This is a genomic window from Roseovarius litoreus (assembly GCF_900142765.1).
Taxonomy (GTDB): Bacteria; Pseudomonadota; Alphaproteobacteria; order Rhodobacterales; family Rhodobacteraceae; genus Roseovarius; species Roseovarius litoreus.
Map to the genome: position 1 here is coordinate 354,750 of NZ_FRCB01000001.1, position 25,880 is coordinate 380,629.

At 63.2% G+C, this 25,880-nt stretch carries 23 protein-coding genes; 12 read left to right on the plus strand and 11 right to left on the minus strand.

All coding sequences use genetic code 11. The features are described 5' to 3' along the window. Nucleotides 1–164: 164 nt before the first annotated feature. From F3H35_RS01750 to F3H35_RS01765, 4 genes are read left to right on the plus strand one after another with little or no spacing between them, the layout of a single operon-like run. Nucleotides 165–824 carry an ABC transporter ATP-binding protein gene (locus F3H35_RS01750; protein WP_007816352.1) on the plus strand — a complete coding sequence of 220 codons (660 nt, stop codon included), beginning with the start codon at nucleotides 165–167 and terminating at the stop codon, nucleotides 822–824. Continuing rightward, nucleotides 802–2,466, plus strand: a complete 1,665-nt coding sequence (locus tag F3H35_RS01755; RefSeq protein ID WP_149777935.1) for a capsule biosynthesis protein — start codon at nucleotides 802–804, stop codon at nucleotides 2,464–2,466. The genes F3H35_RS01750 and F3H35_RS01755 overlap by 23 nt, the downstream gene beginning before the upstream one ends. Next, nucleotides 2,463–3,302: a 3-deoxy-8-phosphooctulonate synthase gene (gene kdsA, locus F3H35_RS01760; protein WP_149777936.1), complete on the plus strand. Its 840-nt coding sequence runs from the start codon at nucleotides 2,463–2,465 to the stop codon at nucleotides 3,300–3,302. The genes F3H35_RS01755 and kdsA overlap by 4 nt, the downstream gene beginning before the upstream one ends. 25 nt (nucleotides 3,303–3,327) lie before the next feature. Next, nucleotides 3,328–4,824: a phosphomannomutase/phosphoglucomutase gene (locus tag F3H35_RS01765; protein ID WP_149777937.1), complete on the plus strand. Its 1,497-nt coding sequence runs from the start codon at nucleotides 3,328–3,330 to the stop codon at nucleotides 4,822–4,824. Nucleotides 4,825–4,929: 105 nt separating this feature from the next. On the opposite strand, the gene F3H35_RS01770 is transcribed toward F3H35_RS01765, so the two are convergent. The 6 genes from F3H35_RS01770 to F3H35_RS01795 form a co-directional block, all read right to left on the minus strand. Continuing rightward, nucleotides 4,930–6,936 (minus strand): M3 family metallopeptidase, encoded by a 2,007-nt coding sequence (locus tag F3H35_RS01770; RefSeq protein ID WP_149777938.1) that lies wholly within the window; start codon nucleotides 6,934–6,936, stop codon nucleotides 4,930–4,932. Further along, nucleotides 6,933–7,994, minus strand: coding sequence for a HesA/MoeB/ThiF family protein (locus tag F3H35_RS01775; RefSeq protein WP_149777939.1), 1,062 nt, complete (start codon nucleotides 7,992–7,994; stop codon nucleotides 6,933–6,935). The genes F3H35_RS01770 and F3H35_RS01775 overlap by 4 nt, the downstream gene beginning before the upstream one ends. Next, on the minus strand, nucleotides 7,994–8,455 hold the full coding sequence (gene dut / locus F3H35_RS01780; RefSeq protein ID WP_149777940.1) for a dUTP diphosphatase: 462 nt from the start codon (nucleotides 8,453–8,455) through the stop codon (nucleotides 7,994–7,996). The genes F3H35_RS01775 and dut overlap by 1 nt, the downstream gene beginning before the upstream one ends. Nucleotides 8,456–8,491: 36 nt before the next feature. Continuing rightward, nucleotides 8,492–9,685, minus strand: coding sequence for a bifunctional phosphopantothenoylcysteine decarboxylase/phosphopantothenate--cysteine ligase CoaBC (gene coaBC / locus F3H35_RS01785; RefSeq protein ID WP_149777941.1), 1,194 nt, complete (start codon nucleotides 9,683–9,685; stop codon nucleotides 8,492–8,494). 219 nt (nucleotides 9,686–9,904) lie between these two features. Then, nucleotides 9,905–10,672: a ChaN family lipoprotein gene (locus F3H35_RS01790; protein ID WP_149777942.1), complete on the minus strand. Its 768-nt coding sequence runs from the start codon at nucleotides 10,670–10,672 to the stop codon at nucleotides 9,905–9,907. Further along, a complete protein-coding gene (locus F3H35_RS01795) occupies nucleotides 10,669–11,547 on the minus strand; it encodes an RNA polymerase factor sigma-32 (protein ID WP_007816337.1) in 879 nt (292 codons plus the stop codon). Before F3H35_RS01795 ends, F3H35_RS01790 begins: the two co-directional genes overlap by 4 nt. A 104-nt stretch (nucleotides 11,548–11,651) precedes the next feature. Between F3H35_RS01795 and cobU the strand changes: the two genes are divergently transcribed. The 3 genes from cobU to F3H35_RS01810 all read left to right on the plus strand — a co-directional run bounded on the left by cobU (nucleotide 11,652) and on the right by F3H35_RS01810 (nucleotide 14,348). Continuing rightward, entirely contained in the window at nucleotides 11,652–12,173 is a 522-nt protein-coding gene (cobU, locus tag F3H35_RS01800) for a bifunctional adenosylcobinamide kinase/adenosylcobinamide-phosphate guanylyltransferase (protein WP_149777943.1), read from the plus strand. Beyond that, complete coding sequence (locus F3H35_RS01805; RefSeq protein WP_149777944.1) at nucleotides 12,170–12,742, plus strand: histidine phosphatase family protein; 573 nt, start codon at nucleotides 12,170–12,172, stop codon at nucleotides 12,740–12,742. The genes cobU and F3H35_RS01805 overlap by 4 nt, the downstream gene beginning before the upstream one ends. A 91-nt stretch (nucleotides 12,743–12,833) precedes the next feature. Further along, a complete protein-coding gene (locus tag F3H35_RS01810; protein WP_149777945.1) occupies nucleotides 12,834–14,348 on the plus strand; it encodes a YifB family Mg chelatase-like AAA ATPase in 1,515 nt (504 codons plus the stop codon). Here the strand turns inward: F3H35_RS01810 and F3H35_RS01815 are convergent. From F3H35_RS01815 to rsmI, 4 genes are read right to left on the minus strand one after another with little or no spacing between them, the layout of a single operon-like run. Continuing rightward, nucleotides 14,314–15,219, minus strand: coding sequence for an alpha/beta hydrolase (locus tag F3H35_RS01815; RefSeq protein ID WP_149777946.1), 906 nt, complete (start codon nucleotides 15,217–15,219; stop codon nucleotides 14,314–14,316). The genes F3H35_RS01810 and F3H35_RS01815 overlap by 35 nt on opposite strands. After that, complete coding sequence (gene gshB / locus F3H35_RS01820) at nucleotides 15,216–16,151, minus strand: glutathione synthase (protein WP_149777947.1); 936 nt, start codon at nucleotides 16,149–16,151, stop codon at nucleotides 15,216–15,218. The genes F3H35_RS01815 and gshB overlap by 4 nt, the downstream gene beginning before the upstream one ends. A gap of 60 nt (nucleotides 16,152–16,211) precedes the next feature. Then, nucleotides 16,212–16,739 (minus strand): YraN family protein, encoded by a 528-nt coding sequence (locus F3H35_RS01825; RefSeq protein ID WP_149777948.1) that lies wholly within the window; start codon nucleotides 16,737–16,739, stop codon nucleotides 16,212–16,214. Continuing rightward, nucleotides 16,736–17,614: a 16S rRNA (cytidine(1402)-2'-O)-methyltransferase gene (gene rsmI, locus F3H35_RS01830; RefSeq protein ID WP_188129837.1), complete on the minus strand. Its 879-nt coding sequence runs from the start codon at nucleotides 17,612–17,614 to the stop codon at nucleotides 16,736–16,738. The genes F3H35_RS01825 and rsmI overlap by 4 nt, the downstream gene beginning before the upstream one ends. An 86-nt stretch (nucleotides 17,615–17,700) precedes the next feature. On the opposite strand from rsmI, the gene F3H35_RS01835 reads away from it, so the two are divergent. Both F3H35_RS01835 and F3H35_RS01840 read left to right on the plus strand, forming a co-directional pair. Next, a complete protein-coding gene (locus tag F3H35_RS01835; RefSeq protein WP_149778368.1) occupies nucleotides 17,701–18,879 on the plus strand; it encodes a penicillin-binding protein activator in 1,179 nt (392 codons plus the stop codon). A 30-nt stretch (nucleotides 18,880–18,909) separates the two neighbouring features. Further along, nucleotides 18,910–21,678 (plus strand): [protein-PII] uridylyltransferase, encoded by a 2,769-nt coding sequence (locus F3H35_RS01840; protein WP_149777949.1) that lies wholly within the window; start codon nucleotides 18,910–18,912, stop codon nucleotides 21,676–21,678. An 18-nt stretch (nucleotides 21,679–21,696) separates the two neighbouring features. Here the strand turns inward: F3H35_RS01840 and F3H35_RS01845 are convergent, their stop codons facing one another. After that, a complete protein-coding gene (locus F3H35_RS01845; protein WP_149777950.1) occupies nucleotides 21,697–22,722 on the minus strand; it encodes a LacI family DNA-binding transcriptional regulator in 1,026 nt (341 codons plus the stop codon). A 112-nt stretch (nucleotides 22,723–22,834) separates the two neighbouring features. On the opposite strand from F3H35_RS01845, the gene F3H35_RS01850 reads away from it, so the two are divergent. From F3H35_RS01850 to F3H35_RS01860, 3 genes are read left to right on the plus strand one after another with little or no spacing between them, the layout of a single operon-like run. Continuing rightward, on the plus strand, nucleotides 22,835–24,349 hold the full coding sequence (locus tag F3H35_RS01850) for a tripartite tricarboxylate transporter permease (protein WP_149777951.1): 1,515 nt from the start codon (nucleotides 22,835–22,837) through the stop codon (nucleotides 24,347–24,349). Further along, nucleotides 24,346–24,804 (plus strand): tripartite tricarboxylate transporter TctB family protein, encoded by a 459-nt coding sequence (locus F3H35_RS01855; protein ID WP_149777952.1) that lies wholly within the window; start codon nucleotides 24,346–24,348, stop codon nucleotides 24,802–24,804. Before F3H35_RS01850 ends, F3H35_RS01855 begins: the two co-directional genes overlap by 4 nt. A 46-nt stretch (nucleotides 24,805–24,850) precedes the next feature. After that, nucleotides 24,851–25,810: a tripartite tricarboxylate transporter substrate binding protein gene (locus tag F3H35_RS01860; protein WP_149777953.1), complete on the plus strand. Its 960-nt coding sequence runs from the start codon at nucleotides 24,851–24,853 to the stop codon at nucleotides 25,808–25,810. The last annotated feature ends 70 nt before the right edge of the window (nucleotides 25,811–25,880 follow it).

Genomic DNA, 25,880 nt, shown 5'->3' on the forward strand with positions numbered 1-25,880 from the left:
GCGCCGCCGGTTGCGCATATTTTTTTGCGATAATGGGCATAAAAAAGCCCTGTTTTACTGTAATATAACTGATCTATCCGGCATAATAGCCGTTAAGTGATGAGTTACGTCTTAACCAAACCCCGCTCAAGAGGGTGAGGACAGAGCAGTATCGGAGCAAGTGGATGCTCGAATTCGACATGGTGAGCAAGTCCTTCTGGACGGGCACGCAGCGCAAGGTGATCCTTGACCGCGTGTCCTTTCGTGTCGAGCTCGGCCATTCTCTCGGCATCCTCGCTCCCAACGGCACCGGCAAGACGACCCTCATCAACATGATGGCCGGTCTGGAAAAACCCGACGAGGGCGAAATACGGCGCGGCTGCCGGATCAGCTTTCCGCTCGGCTTCATGGGCGGCGTCGTCCCCAAGATCTCCGCTATGGAAAACGCGCGCTACATCGCGCGGCTTTACGGCCTCGATCCCGACTACATCGAAGCCTTCTGCCGCTGGCTGTGCAATCTGGGCGAATATTTCGACCAGCCCCTCGGCACCTATTCCTCGGGGATGCGTGCGCGCTTCTCCTTCGCGCTGATGCTGGCGCTCGATTTCGACATCTACCTGATCGACGAAGGGATGCCCGGCTCCACGGATGTCGAATTCAACCGCAAGGCCGGCGAGATCCTGCGCGAGCGGCTGGCGACCACCACCGTCATCATCGTCTCCCACAGCCCCGATATCCTCGAGAAATTCGCGCGCTCGGCGGCGGTTCTGATGAACGGCAAATTGTATATGTTTGACACCTTGGAAGAGGCAAAAGAACTCTATGACTACGAAACCCAAGGCTAGAAAGTTCCGTATCCGCCGCAGCCCCCAGCCGGGCATGGTCGACGCGCATGGCGACAACACCCCGGTCACGGCGCCGGCCGCTGCCAACACGCCCGACGACACCCTTCGCCAGGGCGAGCTGCTCTCCAGAGCCGAGCTGTCATCCGAAGAAACCATCGAAGACATCCGCAAGCAGGGCCTCACCGGGCGCGAGCTTCGCATGGCCCGTCGCCTCGCCCAGAAACACGGGCTGGCGCCCACCTCGGATTTCGACGCGGTGCGCCTCCTGCGCGCGCGCGGCATCGACCCGTTTCAACGTGGCTCCATGCTCGAGCTGGTCTCCGCCAAGGTTGGTCTGGGCGGCAGCGGCGGCGGCGGCAATGACGACGGCGGCGCGCAACTTCTGAGCGGCCATCCCGACAGCGAACCGGGCGACAGCGGCCGCGTCCAGCTGCCCCAGACCATCCAGACCGCGAAACAGACCCTGCCCGCCCACGGCCTCAGCCCCGCGGATCGCCGCGCCGCCGAGATCACCAGCATCCAGCGCGACATCGCCCGCCGCCGCCGCCGCAAGATGGCGCTGCTCTTCACCCGGCTTATGGCCTTCGTCTTCCTGCCCACCCTGATCGCCGGCTACTACTTCTATGCCGTCGCGACCCCGATGTATTCCACCAAGTCCGAATTCCTGATCCTCACCGCCGATGGCAGCGGCAGCGGCGGAGGCGGGCTTGGCGGCCTTCTGCCCAGCCAGTTCGCCACCGGACAGGATTCCATCGCCACCCAATCCTATCTGCAATCCAAGGACGCCATGCTGCGCCTCGACGAGGATCTGGGCTTCCGCGACCATTTCAGCCAGCCCTGGATCGACCCGATCCAGCGCCTCGCCCCCGACGCCTCGAACGAGGACGCCTACAAGCTCTACCGCAAATACGTCAAACTGGGCTACGACCCCACCGAAGGCGTGATCCGCATGGAGCTGTCGACCGCCGACCCCGAGCTGTCCGCGCGCTTCTCCGAGCAGCTCATCGACTATGCCGAGGAACGCGTCGATGAACTCAGCGTCGAAAAACGTCAGGACGCCGTGCGCACCGCCGTCGAAAGCCTGGAACAGGCCAAGGAAGAACGCCGCGCCGCACAGGAACGGCTGGTCAGCCTGCAGGAAGGCACCATTCTCGACCCCGAAGGCGAGGTGGCCAATATCCGCCAGCTGATCGGCAGCGCAGAAATGCAGCTGCAGGAAAAACAGCTCGCCCTCAACACGCAGCTCAACAACCCGCGCCCCAACGAGGCCCGCGTCGCCGCCCTGCGCAGCGAGGTCGATGTGCTCACCACCGAGCTTGCCAAACAGAAGGCCCGCCTGACCGAAGCCTCCGCCGGCAACGCCTCGCTCGCCTCTCAGGCCGCCGCGATCCAGATGGCGCAGGCCGATCTCGCCACCTCCGACATGGTGCTGCAGGCCGCCCTCGAAGCCAAGCGCCAGTCCGAGATCGAGGCCAACAAACAGGTCCGCTACCTCACCGTCAGCGTGCGCCCCGTCCCGTCCGAGGATCCCTCCTATCCGCGGTCCTTCGAAAATACGATCCTTGCGTTCCTGATCTTCGCCGGTATCTACCTGATGCTGTCACTCACCGCATCCATCCTCCGCGAACAGGTATCCCAATGACGCAGCGACAGGTCGACATCAAAGGGCTGCATGTCGGCAACGACCAGCCCCTGACCCTCATCGCAGGCCCCTGCCAACTGGAATCCGCCGATCACGCCCAGATGATCGCCGGCACCATGCAGGCGGCCTGTGCCGCGCATGGGCTGCAATTCATCTTCAAGGGCAGCTTCGACAAGGCCAACCGCACCTCGCTGTCCGGCAAGCGCGGCCTTGGTCTGGATGAGGGGCTGAAGGTGCTGCAATCGGTCAAGGACGCGCTCGGCGTGCCCGTGCTCACCGACATTCACCTGCCCGATCAATGCGCCCCCGTGGCGCAGGTGGCCGATGTGCTGCAAATCCCCGCCTTCCTGTGCCGGCAAACCGATCTGCTGATCGCCGCCGGCGAAACCGGCGCCGCAGTCAACGTCAAGAAGGGGCAGTTCCTCGCCCCCTGGGACATGCCCAACGTGATCTCCAAGATCGAAAGCACCGGCAACACCCGCATCCTGCTCACCGAACGGGGCACCTCGTTCGGCTACAACACCCTTGTCGCCGACATGCGTGCCCTGCCTCAAATGGCCGCCACCGGCTATCCCGTCGTGATGGACGCCACCCATTCCGTGCAGCAACCCGGCGGTCAGGGCGGCAGCAGCGGCGGCCAGCGGGAATTCGCCCCCGTGATGGCCCGCGCCGCCGTGGCCCTTGGCGTGGCGGCGGTGTTCATCGAAACCCACGAAGCGCCCGACACAGCACCCTCGGACGGGCCGAACATGATCCCGCTCGCCCAGATGGACGAGCTGTTGCGTGTCCTCAAGGCGCTCGACACAGTGGCCAAGGCCAACCCGCTCAGCATCTGACCACGCCTGACAAAGAGATTTCGCAATGACCAAACCCTTGCCCACCGTCACCCCCAACACATGGGAATTCCTGCGCGATGCGATGATCGCCCCCACGGGCTTTCGCGAATATGACGCGCGCTGGAAATACCCCGACGAAATCAACCTGCCCGGCATGACCGCGCTTGGCCTCGGCCTCGGCACCCAGATGCAGCGCCGTGGCATCCGCCCCGAAATCGCCGTCGGCAACGATTACCGCGACTATTCGCTGGCCATCAAGCACGCGCTCATCATCGGCCTGATGCAGGCCGGCATCCGGGTGCGCGATATCGGCCCGGCCCTGTCGCCGATGGCCTATTTCGCCCAGTTCCACCTCGATGCGCCCGCCGTCGCGATGGTCACCGCCAGCCACAATCCCAACGGCTGGACAGGCGTCAAGATGGGCTTCGATCGCCCCCTGACACACGGCCCCGATGAAATGGCCGAACTGCGCGACATCGTGCTGAGCGGCGAGGGTCAGCCCGCCCCCGGCGGGTCCTATGAATTCGTCGATGGCGTGCGCGAGGCCTATCTCGATGATCTGGTCGGCGATTTCCGCATGACCCGCAAACTGCGCGTCGTCTGCGCCACCGGCAACGGCACCGCCTCGGCCTTCGCGCCCGAACTGTTCAAGCGTATCGGGGTCGAGGTGATCGCCTCCCATAACGAGCTTGATTACACCTTCCCCAACTACAACCCCAACCCCGAAGCCATGGAAATGCTGCACGACATGGCCGACAGCGTGCGCGCCACCGGCGCTGATTTCGCGCTCGGCTTCGATGGGGATGGCGATCGCTGCGGCGTCGTCGATGACGAGGGCGAGGAAATCTTCGCCGACAAGGTCGGCGTCATCATGGCCCGCGACCTGTCGCGCCTCTATCCCGGCTCCACCTTCGTGGCCGATGTGAAATCCACCGGCCTTTTCGCCAGCGATCCCGAATTGCACAAGAACGGCGCCAAGGCCGATTACTGGAAAACCGGTCACAGCCACATGAAGCGCCGGGTCAAGGAAATCGGCGCCCTCGCCGGGTTCGAAAAATCCGGTCACTACTTCCTCGCCGAACCGGTGGGCCGGGGCTATGATTGCGGAATGCGTGTCGCGGTCGAGATTTGCAAACTGATGGACCGCAATCCCGACATGTCGATGTCCGACCTGCGCCGCGCCCTGCCGCAGACATGGTCGACCCCCACCATGTCGCCCTATTGCGCCGACACCGAGAAATACGCGGTGCTGGACCGGATCGTGGCCAAGCTCGCCGCCAAGGCCGATGCCGGCGACACGCTCGCCGGTCGCCCCATCAAGGAGGTGGTCACCGTCAACGGCGCCCGCGTGATCCTCGACAACGGCTCATGGGGGCTGGTGCGCGCCTCCTCCAACACCCCCAATCTCGTGGTGGTCTGCGAAAGCAGCGACAGCGACGCCGAGATGCGCGCGATCTTCGCCGATCTCGATGCCGTCATCCGGACCGAGCCCTTGGTGGGTGACTACGACCAGACGATCTGAAATCCGGGTTTGGGGCGCGTTTGTGTACGGAAGGGACACAAATCGCGCTCCGGCCTTCCTGTTTCGTCCCAAAGCCGCGTAGGTTTCGTACGACTCGTACGAAACTCACGCCGCCAGCCCGCGCCCCTTCAGCAGCGCCTCGACACCGGGCAACCGCCCCCGGAACGCGGTATAAAGCGCCTCCGGGTCGGCCGATCCACCGCGCGAAAGAATGTGCGTTTCCAATGACTTGGCAGCATCCTCGTCAAACGGGCCGGCCTCGAAGGCGGCAAAGGCATCCGCATCCATCACTTCCGACCACATATAGCTGTAATATCCGCTCGAATACCCGTCTCCGGAAAAGACATGCGCGAAATGTGGTGTTGCGTGACGCATGGTGATTGCGCTCGGCATGCCCATTTTCTCCAATGTTTCCTGTTGCTTGGTCATTGGATCATCGGGCGCCTCCCCCTCGTGGAACGCCAGATCGACCATCGCCGAGGCGACATATTCCACCGTCTGGAACCCCTGGTCAAAATTCGCCGCCTTCAGCATTTTATCCAGCAATTCCCGTGGCATAGCCTCTCCGGTGCGGTAATGCCGGGCATAGGTCTCCAACACCTCGGGCACCTCCAGCCAGTGTTCATACAGCTGGCTTGGCAGCTCCACAAAGTCCCTCGCCACCGAAGTCCCTGAAATACTTTCATAATTTACGTCCGACAGCAGATGATGCAGCGCATGCCCGAACTCGTGAAACAAGGTCCGCGCATCGTCATACCCCAACAACGCCGGCTCCCCCTTGGCAAAATTGCACACATTGATCACCACCGGCCCCTGCACCTTCGGTTGCTTCGCCTGCCCCCGCATCGCCGAGCACCACGCCCCCGAACGCTTGGAGGCGCGCGCGAAATAATCTCCAATGAAAACAGCAACATGCCGCCCGTTTCGCGTGACTTCCCAAGCCCTGCAATCCGGGTGATAGAGCGCGATATCCAACGGCTGGAACTCCAATCCGAACAGCCGGTTCGCCACCCCGAACGCCGCCGCGATCATATTGTCGAGCGTCAGATACGGCTTCAGCGCCGCCTCATCCAGATCGTGCTCCGCCAGGCGCCGTTTCTCGGCATAGTAACGCCAATCCCAGGGCCGTAATTCTCCATTGATTCCATCGGCTTGCATCATTTCTGTCAGGATCGCCGCATCCTTTTCCGCCTGCGCGCAGGCCGGCTCCCAGACCTGCATCAGCAAGTCGCGCACCCGCTCCGGCGTCTTGGCCATCTCGGTTTCCAGCTTATAGGCGGCAAAGCTTTCATACCCCAGAAGTTGCGCCCGCTCTTGCCGCAACCGCAATATCTCGGCTGTGATCGCGCGATTATCTGTTTCACCACCCATCGCACCCCGGGCCTCCCACGCCCGAAATGCCCGCTCGCGCAGATCCCGCCGATCGGAAAACTGCAGGAACGGCACCACCAGCGACCGCGACAAGGTAATGACCGGCGCCTCCACGCCCTTCTCCCGACCCGCAGACCGCGCCGCATCGACAAGAAAATCAGGAAGTTTTTCAAGGGCTTGCTCATCCAATTCCATGAACCATTCCGCCTCGTCCGCCAGCAGGTTCTGGCTGAACTGCGTGCCAAGCTCGGCCAGCCGCGACATGATCTCGCGCATCCGGGCCTCCGCCTGCCCCTCCAACGCAGCCCCGGCCCGAACGAACCGCCGATGCGTCAACATCAACAACCGCGCCTGTTCATGGGTCAGATCAAGTGTGTCTCGCGCGTCCCAAAGGCTTTGCACACGCTGGAAAAGGGATTTGTTTCCAGTAACTTCCGATGAATATGCCGCCAGCTTCGGCCCAAATTCCCGCTGCAATTTCTGCCGCTCGGGATTGCTGTCCGCCCCAGCCACCGTGAAAAACACCGACAGCACCTTGTCCAACCGATCCCCGCTTGCCTCAAGCGCCTCTATCGTATTGGCAAAGCTTGGCTTTTCCGCTTGCTCGGCAATCTCTCGCACATCCTGGCGGGCCATCTCCAACGCCTCGTCGAACGCCGGGGCGAAATGTGCATCTTCAATCAGGTCGAAGGGCGCGATCGCGAATGGCGTTGCCCAGTCCGACAGCAAGGGATTGCTCATGCCTGTGATCCTTTTTGTTTTATTTTCATGCAGATAGGGCAGTCTTCGCGCGGCTTCACCGCGATCTTGCGGGTCTCGCCCCACAAGGCATCATAGATCAGCATCTCTCCCGACAAGGGCTGCCCCGCCCCCGCGATCAGCTTGACCGCCTCGACCGCCATCATCGACCCCAGCACACCGGGTAATGGCCCAACAACGCCAGCCTCGGCACAAGACGGCGCCAGCCCCGGCGCAGGCCGTTCGGGAAAGACACATTGATAACAAGGCCCACCCTGCAGGGGATGAAAGACGCTGATCTGCCCCTCCCACTGCGAAAGAGCACCGGAAATCAGAGGCTTACCCTGCATCACAGCCGCCGCGTTCGCCATGTAGCGGGTGTCGAAATTGTCCGTCCCGTCCAGAATGACATCATACTCCGCGAACAGATCCTCCGCGATCTCTTCCGTCAGCCGCCGCTGATAGGGCCGCACCTCGACATAAGGATTTTGCGCCTGCATCGCCGCCATGGCGGATTGCACCTTGGGCAGACCGATATCGGCATCCCGGTGGATCACCTGCCGCTGCAGGTTGGAATTGTCGACCGTGTCCTCGTCGATCACCCCGATCGTCCCGACCCCGGCCGCTGCCAGATACATCAACGCAGGCGAGCCAAGCCCTCCGGCGCCGATCACCAGAATCTTGGCTTCTTTCAAGGCCTTCTGCCCTGGTCCGCCAATCTCGCGCAGAACGATATGACGCGCGTAACGCTCCAGCTCCACCGCGGAGAACAGGCCCCTGCGCTGAGGTTCGGGCGCTTGCCGCGCCTCGGCCTGCCCGCGCAAGCCCTTCAACCCCCAACGATAGACCAAAACGATCGCCGCGAACGCCCCGATCATCAGCCAAAGCGCCGCACTTTCCCCCGTCGCCAGCCTGAGCGGATGTCCTTGAGGCAGGATCAGATGCAGCGTGACAACGCCCAGCCACAAAAACCCGATCATCCGCCAGCGTAGCGCCTTGGGCGTACCCAACATCGCACCGACGCCCCACAGCGCGGCAGCCATCACCAGCACCAACAGCATCAGTTTTGCCCCGTAGAGCCGAAGCCACCCGCACCGCGTGCGGTCTCCTCCAGCCTGTCCACCACCGCGAAATCCGTCCGCAGCACCGGCGCCACGACAATCTGCGCGATCCGCATCCCATGTGTGATCTCGAACGGCTCGGTTCCGGCATTCATGACGATCACCCCCAAAGGACCGCGATAATCACTGTCGATCGTGCCGGGGCTGTTGGGCAAGGTGATCCCATGCTTCAAGGCAAGGCCGGACCGCGGCCTCACCTGCACCTCGTAGCCTTCGGGAATGCCCAGCTTCAACCCGGTCGGCACCAGGGCCCGCTCTCCGGGCGCAAGGCACAGGCCGGCCCGCGCATCAGGCGCGAAATTCGCCCGAAGATCGGCCCCCGCAGCGCCTTGCGTCGCATATTCAGGAAGTCCAAGCGCAGTGTCGGCCCAATCCTCCCACACGATATGTATCAGGACCATGTGCGCCCCTTCGTATTGGTAAAAGGTCTAACGTTCTCAGGCCAGCGCCTGTGCGATCCGGTCGGCGAGCCTTGCGGCAACATCGGTCTTGGACATGCGCGGCCAGTCCTCGGCACCGTCCTTGGTGATCAATGTAATGTCGTTTTCCGTCCCGCCCATGATTCCGGTGCTTTCGCTGACATCATTCGCCACGATCCAGTCGCACCCCTTGCGCTCACGCTTGGCGGTGGCATGGGCGATCACGTCATCGGTCTCGGCGGCAAAGCCCACCACCAGCCCCGGCCGCCCGGCCTTCATCGCGCTGACCGTGGCGAGGATATCGGGGTTTTCCGCAAATTGCAGGCTTGGCATCCCGCCCTTGGTTTTCTTGATCTTGCTCGCACTCGCACCCGTCACATGCCAGTCAGCCACAGCAGCGGCAAAGATGGCGGCATCGGCGGGCAAAGCCGTTTCGACAGCCTGCAGCATCTCGCGTGCGGTGCGCACGCGGATCACCTCGACACCTTCAGGCGGGGGCACATCGGCCGGTCCGGTGACGAACACCACATGCGCGCCAAGCGCTGCGATCGCCCGCGCAATCGCGCTGCCCTGCGCCCCGGACGAGCGATTGGCGATATAGCGCACCGGATCAATCGGCTCATGTGTCGGACCAGAGGTGACCAGCACGCGCTTGCCCGCCAAGGGGCCAGCCATCAGCGCCCTGTCCACCGCCGCCACGATCTCGAGCGGTTCGGACATGCGCCCCGGCCCATGCTCGCCACAGGCCATGTCACCGTGCTCAGGCCCGACAAACCCGATCCCATCCGCCTTGAGCGTGGCGATATTGCGTTGCGTCGCCGGATGCTGCCACATCCGCACATTCATCGCCGGCGCAATCAGAACGGGCGTATCCGTGGCCAGCAACAGGGTCGAGGCCAGATCATTCGCCAGCCCCCCCGCCATCTTCGCCATCAGATCCGCCGTCGCCGGGGCGACCACGATCAGATCGGCGCTACGGCTCAGCTCGATATGGCCCATCTCGGCCTCATCGGTCAGATCGAAGAGGTCGCGAAACACCTTTTGCCCCGCCAACGCCGAGACCGACAGCGGCGTGACGAATTCCTCGCCGGCGCGGGTCAAAACCGGCGTCACCTCGGCGCCGCGGTCCCGCAAGCGCCGGATCAGGTCCAGCGATTTGAAGGCCGCGATCCCGCCACCAATGATCAAGAGAATGCGTTTCGATGCCAGCATGGGCCGCGGTCCTTTCCCGGTTGCGCATCCAGCAGGACGGAAAACCGCCTGCGGGCCTGTGTCGCGCGCCCCAAGTCTTAGGCGCCTGCCCGGTCTGAGGCAAGCGCACAGCAGGACCCTTCATGCACCCTTGCACCGGATGGCCTAATGGCCCGAGCATCTGCGAGCGTAAGGATCGGCGTGATCGGCAAACGATGGTCTGGCGCGCAAGTGCTGGGTTTACTTGAACGCCGCGCAAGGATCCGGGCGGTCCACGGCAGGCGCAGAAACCACTTCGTCAAAGACGCCCTGCAAGGGCGCATCGTCTTCGGTCTGGCCAACCACATGCAGATCAAGATCAGGGGCTGCATGCGCAAGATAAACCGGAAGCCCCCAATCTCGGCGTGCATGGCCATTTCCGGTGATCACCGCCACCGGCCCGCCCGTTTCCGCAATGGCCTGCAGAACGGCATGGGCCAGTTCGGCATCGCGCAACCTTTGGATCTGCACCATTCCCGGCAGGATATCCTCGGGCAAGGCGTTGCAATGCGCCGACATCTGCAAGGCCTCGCGGGTCTTCTGTTGGTCTTCGGGCAATGGAGCGTCCAGCCCGTAAACCGCCGGATCGCCGCTGAACGCCTGTTCGATCCCGGTTTCGAAGGCTGCACGCGCCGCATCACGCGGCACCTGCGCCCCGAAAATGCGTGCCTCCGGCGCTGCCGTGAAAATCGGATGATACATTGCGAAATGCGGCCAGCCGGACTTGGCCCATTTCAAGACTGTCGCAAGCAACGCAGGATCGTCGCGATTGTCTGGTGTCACCAATTCCGCCTGTTCCGGCGTCAGCATTTCAAACACGAGGGCGGCAGGCGCAAAGTCGGCAACCCGTTCAGCCTGCAGGATATGGTGCGCCGGATTGTCGTGCACTTCGCCCAGTATCAGCACATCCTGTGCCGATACCGAGCTTGCCATGGTCAACAGCGCAAAGGCAGCAATCACACTCTTCATGCGAGAAGGTTTTGCACCTCTGATCCATGACGTTCAAGATGCTTCCGCATCTTCTGAAACGCCGCCGCTTCAAGCTGGCGCACCCGCTCCTTGGACAGGTTCAGCTCTTCGCCAAGGCTTTCCAGCGTCCGGGGCACGTCCCGCAGCTTGCGTTCGCGCACGATGAAGCGTTCGCGGTCGTTGAGCTTGCTCATTGCATCGCCCAGCCACTCGCGCAGCGCCATGAGGTCATGATCCTGCTCGACCAGCTGATCGCCGCGCGGCCCTTCGTCTTCGATCGTATCGATCCACTCGCGGCCTTCATCTTCGACCGATTGCGTTGCGTTCAACGAAAAATCCGTGCCCGAAAGACGGCCTTCCATCATCTCGACATCGCGCAGAGGCACGCCGACCTCATGCGCGATCATCTCGCGCAGCTGATGACCGTCAAGCTGTTCGCCCTTGGCCATGGCTTCGCGCTCGATCCGGGCCTGGACCCGGCGCATGTTGAAGAACAGCGACTTCTGTGACGAGGTCGATCCGGTGCGCACCATCGACCAGTTGCGCATCACGTAATCCTGGATCGAAGCCTTGATCCACCACACCGCATAGGTCGAGAAACGCACACCCCGATCCGGGTCGAACTTGTCCGCTGCCTTCATGAGGCCCAGACCGGCCTCCTGGATCAGGTCGTTCATCGGCGCACCGTAGCGTCGGAACTTGGACGCCATCGAAATCGCGAGCCGCATATAGGCGGTGATAAGACGGTGCAGCGCCTCTTCGTCGCGCTGGTCGCGCCACGCATAGGCCAGTTTCAACTCTGTTTCTGCGTCCAGAAGCTCTGCGCGCATTGCGGTGCGTGACATGCTGCTGGTCTGCGGTGCATCAAGTGCCATTTCGGACCCCCCGACCTGCCGGTCTGTGTTTTGTTCCTTTTGCGGTCTTTCACGAGGTGTTACGAAAGGCATCTCCATCCGGATCAATTCGGGAAGATAAAAAAATGTTGCCGGGACTTACCTTGGTTCTGGGCGGGGCCGCTTCGGGCAAGTCCGCCTTCGCCGAAACGCTTGTCGCACGGACCGGTCGCGAACGGGTCTATCTGGCGACCGCGCAAGCCTTCGACGACGAGATGCGCGACAAGATCGACCACCATCAGCAGATGCGTGGTCAGGGGTGGCGCACGATCGAGGCGCCTCTCGATCTGGGCCGGGCGCTGGCCGCGATCAGCGGCGATCAGGCCGTGCTGCTCGATTGCGCGACCATGTGGCTGTCCAACCAGATGCTCGCCGAAAATGATCTGCCGCAGGCCGAGGCCGAACTGATGGCCGGGCTTGCCCTGTGCAGCGCGCCCGTGGTGATCGTCTCGAACGAGGTGGGGCTGTCTGTCGTGCCCGAAAACGCGCTGGCCCGTCGGTTCCGTCAGGCACAGGGCGAACTGAACCAGAAACTTGCCGCCAAGGCCGGGCTGGTGGTCAATGTCATCGCCGGGCTGCCGCAAGTGCTCAAGGGCGAGCTGCCATGAGCCGCGTGTTCTGGGTCCGGCATGGGCCGACCCATGCGCGCTCCATGGTGGGCTGGTCGGATCTTCCCGCCGACCTCAGCGATGCCGCCCGGATCGCCCGGCTCTCGGCGCATCTGCCTCAAGAGGCGCTCGTCATATCGTCTGACCTGATCCGCGCCAGCGCGACTGCCGACGCCATCTCCGCCAACCGCACCCGACTGCCTCATGACAGTGACTTGCGCGAGATTCACTTCGGTGACTGGGAATTACAGGCCTTCGATGCCATCCCCGATCAGGATCACCTGCGCGCTTTCTGGGATCAGCCCGGCGATATCCGTCCCCCCGGCGGCGAAAGCTGGAACGAGATTACCGCCCGTGTGAACCGTGCCATCAAGCGCCTGCTCGATGCCCATCCGGGGAGCGACATCATCGCTGTCGCCCATTTCGGCGCGATCCTCACCCAGGTCCAGCAAGCCCTCGGCGTCACCCCGTTCGAGGCCTTCGCCCACAAGATCGACAATCTCTCCGTCACCGAATTGCACTGGCGGAACGCAAGCTGGCAGGCGCTGCGGATCAACCACCTGCCCTGAGGCCACTCGCTTTGCACGGCCCCGCGTTAATCCTTCGGTAACCATCACTGCGCTATCCGTTAACCCTGTTTAACGGCGAGGACGCCTTCCCATGGTCACGCGCACCTACACGGTCGCCTTCGAAGGGGTCGAGGCCCGGGATGTCGAAGTGCAATGCGCGATCACACCGGGAATGCCGGCCTTTTCGTTGGTGGGTCTGCCCGACAAGGCCGTGTCCGAAGCCCGTGACCGGGTGCGCACCGCGCTCAGTTCCATGGCGATCGCCCTTCCCTCCAAGCGGATCACCATCAACCTGTCGCCCGCCGACATGCCCAAGGAAGGCAGCCATTTCGACCTGCCCATTGCCCTTGCCCTGCTCGCGGCGCTTGAAATCATCCCCTCCGACGCGGTGGAATGCACCTGTTCTCTGGGCGAGTTGTCGCTGGACGGCTCTTTGATCCCGGTTATCGGCGCACTGCCTGCCGCGATGGCCGCCGCGCGCGAAGACCGCACATTGCTGTGCCCCAAGGCCTCGGGGGCTGAAGCGGCTTGGGTCGGCGCAGCCCGTGTCATCGGTGCGGGCAGCCTGTCGGATGTGGTGCGACACTACACCGGACAGGCGCCGCTCTCTCCCTCCGAACCCGGCGAGGTGATTGCCGATGTCTCGGGGCGGTGCCTGCGGGATGTGAAAGGTCAGGAACGGGCCAAGCGTGCCATGGAAATCGCCGCCGCCGGGCGGCATCACCTCATCATGGTGGGCACGCCGGGATCGGGCAAATCGATGCTGGCGGCGCGGCTTCCGGGGATCCTTCCGCCATTGACCGCGCCCGAAGCACTTGAAACATCGATGATCCATTCGCTTGCCGGTCTGCTGGACGAAGGCGGGATCAACCGCACCCGCCCCTTTCGCGAACCGCATCACACCGCCTCAATGGCCGCTATCGTCGGCGGCGGGCGCCGCGCCTCGCCCGGCGAGATCAGCCTTGCCCATAACGGCGTTCTTTTCATGGATGAATTCCTCGAATTCCCCCGGACGGTTCTCGAAACCCTCAGACAGCCGATCGAAACCGGCACCGTGATGGTCGCGCGCGCCAATGCCCATGTGAAATATCCCTGCCGCTTCATGCTGGTGGCGGCGGCCAACCCTTGCAAATGCGGCTATCTGACCGATCCAGCCCGCGCCTGCAGCCGCGCGCCGGTGTGCGGCGAGGATTACATGGGCCGGATCTCAGGGCCGCTCATGGACCGCTTCGACCTACGGATCGAGGTGCCGCCCGTCGCCTTCACCGATCTCGACCTGCCCGCATCGGGCGACAGCTCCGCCACAGTCGCCGCCCGGGTATCGGCGGCGCGCGACGTGCAGGCAGAGCGCTTTGCCGCCCACCCCGAAACTCTGCTGAATGCCGATGCCGAGGGCGAGGTGCTGGACCGCGTCGCCGCCCCCGACGCCGAAGGACGCACCCTGATCAACAAGGTGGCGGAACGATTCGGGTTGACCGCGCGCGGATATCACCGCGTTTTGCGTGTCGCGCGCACCATCGCGGATCTGGATGGCTCCGATGCCGTGCTTCGCCGCCATGTGGCCGAAGCGGTCAGCTACCGGTTGTCTTCGGCAGCCGACAGTTGATCCAGTCGGCCAGCGTATCCAGGGTCGCTGTGGCCTCGGGCAGAAGCGGGCTGAAGATCGGCCAGACATGCGGCAGATCGCGCGTGATCACCTCGGTCACCTGCCCCCCGTCCTCGCGCAGCCGCTCCGCCATACGGCGCGTGTCATCCAGCAGGATCTCGGTATCGCCAACGGTCATCCAGACGGGCGGCGCCCCGGCGAACCGGGCAAAGAGCGGCGACGCGCGCGGATCACCCGGATTTGCGTCTCCCAGGTACATCGTCGCCAGCTCTCCGGTCCGGATGGCGGGCAGCACGGCGTCGGCTCTTGCATTTGCCGTGATGCTGGCCCCTGAGAATGTCAGGTCCGTCAACGGCGAAAAACAGAATACCGCCAATGGCTTGCGCAACCCGTGCTTGAGGATTTCCGCCATTAGCGCCAAGGCCAGACCACCCCCCGCACTGTCCCCGCCCAAAATGACGTCGCGCTGTGCGCTCAGCGCGATATAGGCCGACAGCGCATCCTCCAGCGCCGCAGGAAAGGGATGCTCAGGCGCCAGCCGATACGACGGCAGACAGGCAGGCAGCCCCGTGCGCTCGGACAATCGCGCCAGCATGGCACGATGGGTGCGCGGCGACCCGAAAACAAAAGCGCCACCATGCAGGAAGAGCATCGCGGGGCCATCCTCCGACGCGCCGGCGCCGCGCGCCCATGTCACCGGCACCCCGTCCAGCACCCCGGTCGAGAAATGGCAGCCCCTCGGCGGCCAGAACAGCCAACGCGCCACCTGCTCGAATCTGTTCCGCAGCACCTGCGGGTCTTCGACCTTTGCTAGAAATCGCTTTTCGCGAAGCCTCAGCACCAGGTTGAGAAGCGGGCGGCACAGGCTCATCCGCGCTTGGCCTCGATCGCCTCCCAGATCATCGCGGCCACGTTGATGCCGTCGAAACGCTCGAGCTCCTGAATGCCCGTGGGCGAGGTGACGTTGATTTCGGTCAGGTAGTCGCCGATGACATCGATCCCGACAAAGACCTGACCCTTTTCCTTCAGGATCGGGCCGATCGTTTCGCAGATTTCGATATCCCGTGCCGTCAGTCCGATTTTCTCGGGCCGCCCGCCGACATGCATGTTCGACCGCGTCTCGCCCTGCGCCGGCACACGATTGATCGCACCGACCGGGGCGCCATCCACCAGAATCACACGCTTGTCGCCATGCTTGATCTCCGGCAGGTATTTCTGGACGATCAGCGGCTCCCGGCTGAACCCGGTGAACAGCTCATGCAGGGAACTCAGATTGCGGTCCGATTCCGCAAGATGGAAGACCCCGGCCCCGCCATTGCCGTAAAGCGGTTTAAGAATGACATCCCCATGCCGCGCCTTGAACGCGCGGATCGTGGCCAGATCACGTGCGATGGCGGTCGGCGGCATCAATTGCGGAAAATCCAGCACCAGCAGTTTTTCAGGAAAATTTCGCACCCAGAACGGATCATTGACCACCAATGTCCCCGGCATCACCCGCTGCAACAGATGCGTGGTGGTGATGTAATGCATGTCGAAAGGCGGATCCTGACGCAGCCAGACAACATCGAAATCCGCAAGATCGGCCTCGTATTCGTCGCCAAGGCTGAAGTGGTCACCCTTGACCCGCCTGACCTCCAGATCGCACCCCCGGGCCGTGACGCGCCCCTCCACATAGGCCAGGTGATCCGGTGTGTAATAGAACAGGCTGTGCCCGCGCGCTTGCGCCTCTTCGGCGATGCGGAATGTACTGTCTGCGTCGATATTGATCGGCGCGATCGGATCCATCTGAAAAGCGATCTTCATTGGGCTCCCCCAGGGTGGCATTGCCCACCCTAAATGGGCCAAGCCGCCGGCAAGCGCAAATCAGAAATGGCCAAACGCATTCTCGAGGATGTCCGCGCACCCCGTTCCATCGACAACCGCAAGGTCGAACCGCACCTGCGCCAATTGTCCTTCGGGCACCCTCCCCAGATATTCCGAGGCGGCGGCATGAATACGCCGCATCTGGGCCGGGCGCAGCCGCAGGATCGCCTCTTGCGTGCTGCGCGCCGCCTTGACCTCGCAGAATACGATCTCAGACCCATCGCGCAGGATCAGGTCGATCTCACCGCCACGCCCACGCCACCGCGTCTCGAGCAAGTCGATGCCCCTTCTGTCATAGGCCAGCGCCACGATCTTTTCAGCAGCCGCACCTGCCAGCCAGGACCGCAGCCCACGATCCTGCCGTGCAGTCTTCGCAGGACCCGCATCGCCATCCTTACGGGTATCGCGGGCATCGCCCGCAATGGCCACCGGCAGCTTGGGCAATGCCCTGTCGCGCTCCCGTGCCGCGGCATAGCCGAACAGGTCCGTTTCAAACATATCCAGATCCCCGAGAAGATCGCCCGTCATCCCGCATCATCCTTTTGCTGCCGGTCCAGCTCCAGCGCCCGCTGATAGACCTGCCGCCGTTTCAGCCCCAGTTCCGCCGCAACCTTATCCGCCGCATCACGCACCGAATGCTCCGACAGGACCGCCATCAGTCTTTCGTCTAAATCAAATTCCCGAATTTTCGGTAAACGCCCACGATCCACCAAGACCACGATTTCACCCTTGAGAGGTCGCTCCGAGCACAGCGTTGCGAGATCGTCCAACGTGCCGCGAAGCACCTCCTCGAATTTCTTGGTCAGTTCCCGACACACAGCCGCCTGCCGCTCCCCCCCAAGCACGGTGGCGGCATCACGCAGCATCGCCGCCACGCGTTTGGGCGATTCGTAGAAGACCAGCGTGCCGGGAACCTCTGCCAGCGTCTCGAGCGCGGTTTTCCGCTTGCCCGAGGCATTGGGCAGGAAGCCCGCGAAAAAGAAATGATCCGTCGGCAGCCCCGCCACAGTGAGGGCCGTGATCACCGCCGATGGCCCCGGCGCCGAAATCAGGTGATACCCAGCCTCCAGCGCGGCCCGCGCCAGATCGAACCCCGGATCAGCCACCATGGGCGTGCCCGCCTCGGAGGCATAGACCACCGATTTGCCCTCCTCGAGCGCACGCATGAGGCGCGGGCGCACCCGTTCCCCGTTATGATCGTGGTACGACACGAGCGGCCTGTCGGCCAAGGCAATGCCGTGAATATCCATCAGCTTTCTCAAGCTCCGCGTATCCTCGGCGGCGATCACATCCGCCGAGGCCAGGATATCAAGCGTCCGCAAGGTAATGTCGCGCGCCGTTCCGATCGGCGTCGCCACCAGATACAGCCCTGGCGCCAGAGCCTGCCGTTTTGGATTCACCACTGGACCCGCCTCGCATGACGTTTATTATCGGACCCGAGACCGCATCGGGCTACGGCCCCACCGGAAATCAAGGAGTGACCGTAGCCATGTTCGCCGTTTTGTCCCTCGTCCGCAAGCCAGCCACACGGATTGCCGCCCTTTTCGCCTTTGTCTGGCTGGCCGCCTGCCAACCCGTGGCGACGACCACCGGCGGCGGGCAACCGGTCGCCCCATCGGCGCCGGTGCCTGTGGCGCTGCTGCTGCCGCATGGGTCGGGTGTGCCTCAGGAGCAGAAACTCGCCCGTGACATGGAAAACGCGGCCCGACTGGCTGTCGCCGATCTCGGCGGGGTTCAGATCGACCTGCGCGTCTACGGCACCGCCGGGCAGGCCGCTCAGGCCCGGACCGCCGCCATGAACGCCGTGGCGGACGGGGCCAGGATCATCATCGGCCCGTTGCATGCGGAATCCGCCAACGCAGTTGCGGTCGCTGTTGCGGGTAGCAACGTGAACGTGCTCACTTTCTCGAACAATCCGACGATCGCAGGCGGAAACCTGTTCGTTCTGGGACAGACTTTCGACAACACCGCCGACAGGCTCGTCTCCTTCGCCACCCGGCAAGGCAAATCCCGGATCATGTCGGTCTATTCGGACAATCTTGCCGGGCAGCTTGGCCGCCAGGCCATCGAGCAGGCGATCGCGCGGCACGGGGCGACACAGGCGGGCAGCGTCGGCTATGAGTTTTCGCAAGACGGCGTGGTCGCCGCCGTCCCACAGATCAGAATGGCCGCCACCCAGAATGGGGCCGACGCGATCTTCCTCACCGCCAACACTGCCGGCGCATTGCCGCTCTTCTCGCAGATGCTGCCCGAAGCCGGCCTCAGCCCCGACACGGTTCAATACATGGGTCTCAGCCGGTGGGATACCCCGCCCCAGACGCTGGAGCTTCCGGGCGTTCAGGGCGGCTGGTTCGCCCTGCCCGATCCGCAGCGCAGCGCCCAGTTCCGCCAGCGCTTCGAAGCGGCCTATGGCGAGCGCCCGCATGATCTGGCCGGGCTCTCCTATGACGGGATCGCAGCCGTGGGCGCCCTTGCCCAGACCCGTCAGCGCGATGCTCTCACGCGCGAGGCTCTGACCCAAAGCGCGGGCTTCCAGGGCGTCAACGGCGTCTTCCGGTTCCGCCCTGACGGAACCAACGAACGCGGGCTGGCCGTGGCCACCATTCGGCAAAATCAGGTTGTCGTCATCGACCCCGCACCGCGCAGCTTCGGTGGGGCGGGCTTCTAGGACCGGCCAGGGGCCAGCCGAAAGGATACCATGAAAGACGCAGTATCCACGCCGGACAACCTGATCTGCCCGGCCCGGGACATTTTCGACACCGCCTCGGTCGACGCCCGTCTGACCGAGGCGCTGGCCTCGGCAGGCTCCGATCACATGGCCGTGCGCAAGGCCGTGGTCTCCGTCCTGTCGCAAGCCCTAGGTCATGGCCGCCAGGTGATCGCCGATGCCTTCGCAGAACATCCGTTTTCGGCGCGCCCCACCGTGCACGCCTATAGCTGGCTCACGGATTGTGTGATCCTGACCGCCCTGGACGTGGCGATCAACCATATGCACCCGCTGGCGACCCCCACCAATTCCGAACGCATCACCGTCTTCGCGGTCGGCGGCTATGGGCGCGGCGAGATGGCCCCGCAATCCGATGTCGATCTGCTGTTTCTGACCCCCTACAAGATCACCCCCTGGGCCGAAAGCGTCATCGAATCGATGCTCTACATCCTTTGGGATCTCAAGCTGAAGGTCGGGCATTCCAGCCGCACGATCCGCGACTGTCTTCGCCTCGGAGCCGAGGATTTCACGATCCGCACGGCGCTTCTCGAAAACCGGTTTCTGGCCGGGGATCGCCAGATGGCCGATCACTTCCGCAAACGCCTCTGGCACGAGCTCTTCGACGGCACCGAGCGTGAGTTCATCGAAGCCAAACTCGAGGAACGCGACGAGAGGCACCGCAAGCAGGGTGGCCAGCGTTACATGGTCGAACCCAACGTGAAAGAGGGCAAGGGCGGCCTGCGCGACCTGCAATCGCTGTTCTGGATCGCCAAGTATCTGCACCGGGTCGACAGTGTGGCCGAACTTGTCGACGTGGGCATGTTCACCGCCGAAGAGCTGGACACCTTCGCCAAGGCCGAGAACTTTCTCTGGGCGGTGCGCTGCCACATCCATCTGATCACCCGCCGCCCCACCGATCAGCTGACCTTCGATCTGCAAGTCGAGGTGGCCGAACGCATGGGCTATTGCGACACCTCCGGGCGCCGCGCCGTCGAAGTGTTCATGCAGGATTATTTCCGCCACGCCACCGCTGTGGGCGATCTGACGCGCATCTTCCTGACCAAGCTGGAAGCGGCCCATGTCAAATCCGAACCGATCCTGCAGCGCCTGTTCCGGCGCAAGCGCAAGCTCAAGGATGGCTATGAAGAGGTGCATGGGCGCCTGGCCATCACCGACGACAAACAGTTTCTGTCGGACCCTCTCAATATCCTGCGGCTGTTCGAGGAAGGTCTGCGCACCGGCCTTCTGATCCATCCCGACGCAATGCGCCTCGTCTCGGCCAATATTCAGCTGATCGACGAGGATATGCGCAACGATCCCGGCGCGCAGAAACTGTTCCTCGACCTGCTGCTGAAGCATGGCAATCCCGAACGCGCTCTGCGACGGATGAACGAGCTGGATGTGCTGTCGGCCTTCATCCCCGAATTCGAACCCATCGTCGCCCTGATGCAGTTCAACATGTATCACAGCTATACGGTAGACGAGCACACCATCCAGTGCATCTCGAACCTCGCGCAGATCGAACGGGGCGAGCTGGTCGAAGATCTGCCCCTGTCCTCCTCGATCCTGAAGGAAGGCGTCAACCGCAAGGTGCTCTATGTGGCGCTTCTGCTGCATGACATCGGCAAGGGCCGGGACGAGGATCATTCGATCGTCGGCGCGCAGATCGCCCGCAAGGTGGCGCCCCGTCTGGGACTGAAGCCCAAGGAGGTCGATACCGTCGAATGGCTGGTGCGCTACCACCTGCTGATGTCCGACATGGCCCAGAAGCGCGACATCGCCGATCCGCGCACCGTGCGCGATTTCGCCAAGGCGGTGCAGACCAAGGAACGGCTCGATCTGCTCTGTGTGCTGACCGTGTGCGACATTCGCGGCGTCGGCCCCAACACCTGGAACAACTGGAAAGCCTCGCTGATCCGGGCACTCTACCGGCAGACCCGCCGCGCCATGGAAGGCGGGCTCGAGGATCTCAACCGCGAACAGCGCGGCTCGGATGCCAAGCGCAATCTGCGCGACGCATTGTCCGACTGGCCCGCCAAGGACCTCAAGCGGGAAACCGCACGCCATTACCCGCCCTACTGGCAGGGTCTGCATGTCACAGCACATGTCGTCTTTGCCCGGCTTCTACGCGATCTGGACGAGAACGACATCGCCATCGACCTTGCCATCGACGAAGACCGCGACGCGACCCGCGCCTGTTTCGCGCTGGCCGATCATCCCGGCATCTTCTCGCGGCTGGCCGGTGCTCTGGCGCTCGTCGGCGCCAATGTGGTGGACGCGCGCACCTATACCTCCAAGGACGGGTTCGCCACCGCCGCCTTCTGGATACAGGACGCCGAAGGCAGCCCCTACGAGGCCGAGCGCCTGCAACGCCTGCGCGACATGATCCGCAAGACCCTCAAGGGCGATGTGGTCGCCGGCGAAGCGATCCGCTCGCGCGACAAACTCAAGAAACGCGAACGCGCCTTCAAGGTGCCGACCCATATCACCTTCGACAACGAGGGGTCCGAAATCTACACCATCATCGAGGTCGACACCCGCGATCGTCCCGGCTTGCTCTATGATCTGACCCGGACACTCGCCAACGCCAATGTCTACATCAACTCCGCTGTGATCGCGACCTATGGCGAGCAGGTGGTCGATACCTTCTATGTCAAGGACATGTTCGGCCTGAAATTCCATTCCGAGGCCAAGCAGAAAGCCCTTGAAAAGAAACTGCGCACCGCGATCGACGAAGGCGCCGTTCGCGCCGAAACCTGACCAACGAAGCCCGGCCGCCTATGTCAGCGGCCGGGTCGTGCCCCGCACGATGCATTTCAGATCACAGCGATAGCGGAACAGCTCGCGCGTCTCCGAAACAATCAGCCCGGTCAGTCTCTGGCCCGCCACCTTGCCGATATCCTCGGCCGGGATGCGCACCGTGGTCAGCCCCGGCTCCATGTCGAGTGAGCCATTGAAATCCCCGATCCCGATCACCGACACATCCCCCGGCACCGACAGCCCCCGGCTCTGCACCCCGAAGATCGCGCCCTGCGCGATCACGTCATTGCCGCAGACCAGTGCCGTGGGCCGCTGGTCGCTGTCCATCATGCCGCGCACCGCCTGTTTGGCCAGCGTGATGCTGTAGGGCGATTCCTGCCGCCAGCCATCGCGCACCTCGACGCCATGGGCGCGGATCTCCTCCATCGCGCCCTCAAGCCGCTGACGGGCGCGGTCATTGCCCTCGATGCTGGGAAAGATCAGCCCGATATCGCGATGCCCCGCCTGCAGCAGATGCCGTGCCGCCAGCCGCCCCGCCTCGCGGTTATCGGCGCCGACACAGGGCATGTCCGAAGTCCCCGAATAGTTCCAGATCGCGATGCAGGGCGTGTCCTGCTGGCGCAACAGGCGGAACGTGGCCTCGGAATGCTCCAGCCCCACAAGGGCGATTCCATCCACGCGATGTTCCATCAGCTTGCGGATCATGTCGTATTCCCGCTCGAGCGAATAGCCATGCGAGGCGATCAGCAAGGTAAACCCCGCCTCGTCGATCGCATCCGAGAAACTCTGGATCACCTCGGCAAAGATCGCATGGTTGATCGTCGGCACGATCAGCCCGATCGTGGCATTCCTGCGCCCGTGAATCGCCTGTGCCGCGCGGTTGCGGATATAGCCCAGTTTTTCGACCGCGCGATTGATTCTCTTGCGGGTCGCAGGGTTGACCAGATCAGGGTGGTTGAACGCACGCGACACCGTCGAAGGAGACACTTTCGCGGCATTCGCTACAGCCACAATATCTGCCTTTTTTGATTTAATGTCAGTCATTTAAGGCGCATTTTCCGGCATTTTATGAAAACATTTGCATTACTATTTTCATCTTCTAGCCTAAACTGTCAAACGCCCATTGCGGCGGGAAGAGCCAAGGGAGGGGCACTTCTTGGAATTCATCGGATATTTCGACGAGGTCTTTCAGCCGATCTCGTTCATGCTCTTGTTGATCGGAACAATCGGCGGTCTCATCCTCGGGGCCACGCCGGGCCTGTCGCCCACCATGGCGGTCGCGCTACTCATTCCGTTCACCTTTCAACTGGAACCGGCACAGGGCCTGATCCTTCTGGGTGCGGCCTATACATCTACCGTCGCCGGCGGCGCGGTCAGTGCCATTCTGCTCAAGATCCCCGGTGCGCCGGCCAATATCGCCACCACGCTCGACGGCCATACCATGGCCACCCAGGGCCGTGGCGCCGAAGCGCTGCAACTGTCGTTCATCTCGTCGGCCATCGGCGGGGTGTTCGGGGTGCTGCTGCTGATTTTCCTGACCCCGGCGCTGTCGAAATGGGCGCTGGCCTTCGGTCCGTCGCATCTGTTCTGGCTGGCGATCCTCGGTGTGACGGTGATCGGCACGCTGGACAGCAACTCGGTGGTCAAGGGGCTTCTGTCGGGCTGCATCGGCATGTGGCTCGCCACCATCGGCTTTGACGACATCATGGGCGCGCAGCGCTTCATCTTCCACCCCGAGCTTTCGGGCGGCATCAACATCATCCCGGCTCTGATCGGCCTCTTTGCCATTCCGCAGGTGATGACCATGTTCGCGCAAGGGCGCAAAGCCCCGGACGCCGAGGTGCTGAAAGTTCAGCGCCACCCGATCGGCGCCGCAATCCGCGAAACCTTTCGCCGCAGCCGGTCACTTACCATCGGTACGGGCATCGGTGCCTTCATCGGCCTGATCCCCGGTGTGGGCGGGCAGATCGCAGGGCTCGTGGCCTATGATCAGGCCAAGAAATTCAGCCCTGACCGCAAGAAATTCGGCACTGGCCATTCCGAAGGCGTAATCGCCGCCGAAAGCGCGAACAACGCCATGGTCGGCCCCTCGCTGGTGCCGCTTCTGACCCTGTCCGTGCCCGGCAGCCCCACCGCCGCCGTGCTTCTGGGCGGGCTTTTGATCCACGGGATCTTCCCGGGCTCGGATCTCTTCGACAATCACCCCGACGTGGCCTGGACCTTCATCAACTCGATGCTGATCGGTCAGATCCTGATGTGCATCTTCGGGCTCTATGTCGCGGGCTTCGCCGCCCGCGTGGCACAGGTGCCGCAATCGGTCATGGCCGCGATCGTGCTGGGGCTGGCGGTATTCGGCTCCTATTCGGTGCAGAACTCGATGGGCGATGTCTATGTCATGGCGGCCCTCGGTGTGGGGATGTATTTCCTCGAAAGGTTCGGCTTCGTGGCGGCCCCCCTGGTGCTCGGCCTGATCCTTGGCCCAATCGCGGAAGCCAACTTCATCCAGGGCGCGATGATCGCCGACGCCACCATCGGCCGCCTGCCCTATTTCTTCTCGGGCGCGCTGAACCTCACGCTGATCTTCATCGTCACGGCATCCGTGGTCTACTCGGTCTGGATGGAAATCCGGCAGCGCAAGCTCGATCGCAAGGACAAGGAGGCCCGCGCATGAGCCGTTGGCAACATATCATTCCCTCGGGGCTCGTCGCCCTGGCCGGTATCTGGATCTGTTTCATCAGCTACACCCAGCAACCCGCTCAGGCGTTCCTGTTCCCGCGCCTGATCTCAACCGTGTTCGTGGCCCTGGCGCTCTGGACCTTCGCCAAGGCCCTTCTGGGCTGGTCGCGGGCGGGCGACGGCATCAGCCGCAGGATCATGGTGAACATCCTGCCGGGGCTGATCGTTACGCTGATCTACGTGTTCTGGGCGGCCAAGGCGCTCGGATTCTACACCGCCTCAGCCATCGTCTTTTTCATCCTGCTGTCGATCTACGATCCCAACCCTCATTCCGAGATGCGCAGCTGGATCAAGCGGATCATCATTACCGTGGGCTTCGTGGCCGTCATGTATGGCCTCTTCGCCCATGTGCTCAGCGTATTCACGCCAAAAGAAGCGCTGTTTCAATAAGCCGGGTGAAACCGGTTCAAACGTCATCCAAGGGAGGAAAACCAAGATGAGAAAACTACTGACAGGGGTCGCAACGGCCCTCGCACTGGCCGCGGCACCCGCGGTGGCACAGGACTACCCCGAACGTCCGCTGATGCTGATGGTCAGCTACGGCGCAGGCGGCGCGACCGATTTCCAGGCGCGCATCGCCACCATGACGGCGGGCAACGAGGATGCCCTCGGGCAGCCCATCGCCATCGTCAACAAGCCCGGCGCGGGCGGTCGTGTCGGCTGGAACTGGCTGGCCACGCAGGCCGAGGCCGATGGCTACACGCTTGGCGCCTACAACGTGCCCCATTTCATCGCCCAGTCGATCGAAGGCGGCGTGGAATACTCCATCGACAGCTTCGAGCCGATCGCCAACTGGGGCGCTGACCCGGCGGTTTTCGTCGTCGGCGCCGACAGCGAATTCAACTCGATGGCCGATGTCGTGGCCTACGCCAAGGAAAACCCCGGCAAGCTGACCTTCTCGGGCGCGGGCCTCTTCGTGGGTCACCACATCGCAGCGCTGCAGCTTGAACAGGCCGCAGGCGTGAAACTGGCCTATATCCCGAACAACCAGGGCGGCGCCGGCGCCATGAAAGCCGTGATCGCGGGCGAAGTGCTGGGCGGGGTCAACAACCTCTCCGACGCGTTCCGCGCCGCGGCTGCGGGCAACGTCAAGATCCTCGGCGTGTTCGACCTCGAGCGCAGCTCGTTCCTGCCCGACGTGCCGACCATGATCGAACAGGGCTACGACATCGACAACGCCAGCGTGAACTTCCGCGGCATCATGGTGCCCAAGGGCACCCCGCAAGAGGTGATCGACAAGCTGGCTGCGACCGTCCCCGCCATGTTCGAGAGCAAGCAGGTCCAAAGCAAGATGGAAGCCGGCGGCTCGCCGATGAAGATCATGGGCCGCGACGAAGTGATCGAGATGTGGAAAGCCCGTCAGGCCACTCTGGAGAAACTGCTCGCCGGTCTCTGACCCTCGCAGCACCTACGCAAAACCCACCGGACAGGGCGGACCGCCCGCCCTGTCCACCCTACCAAGGAAA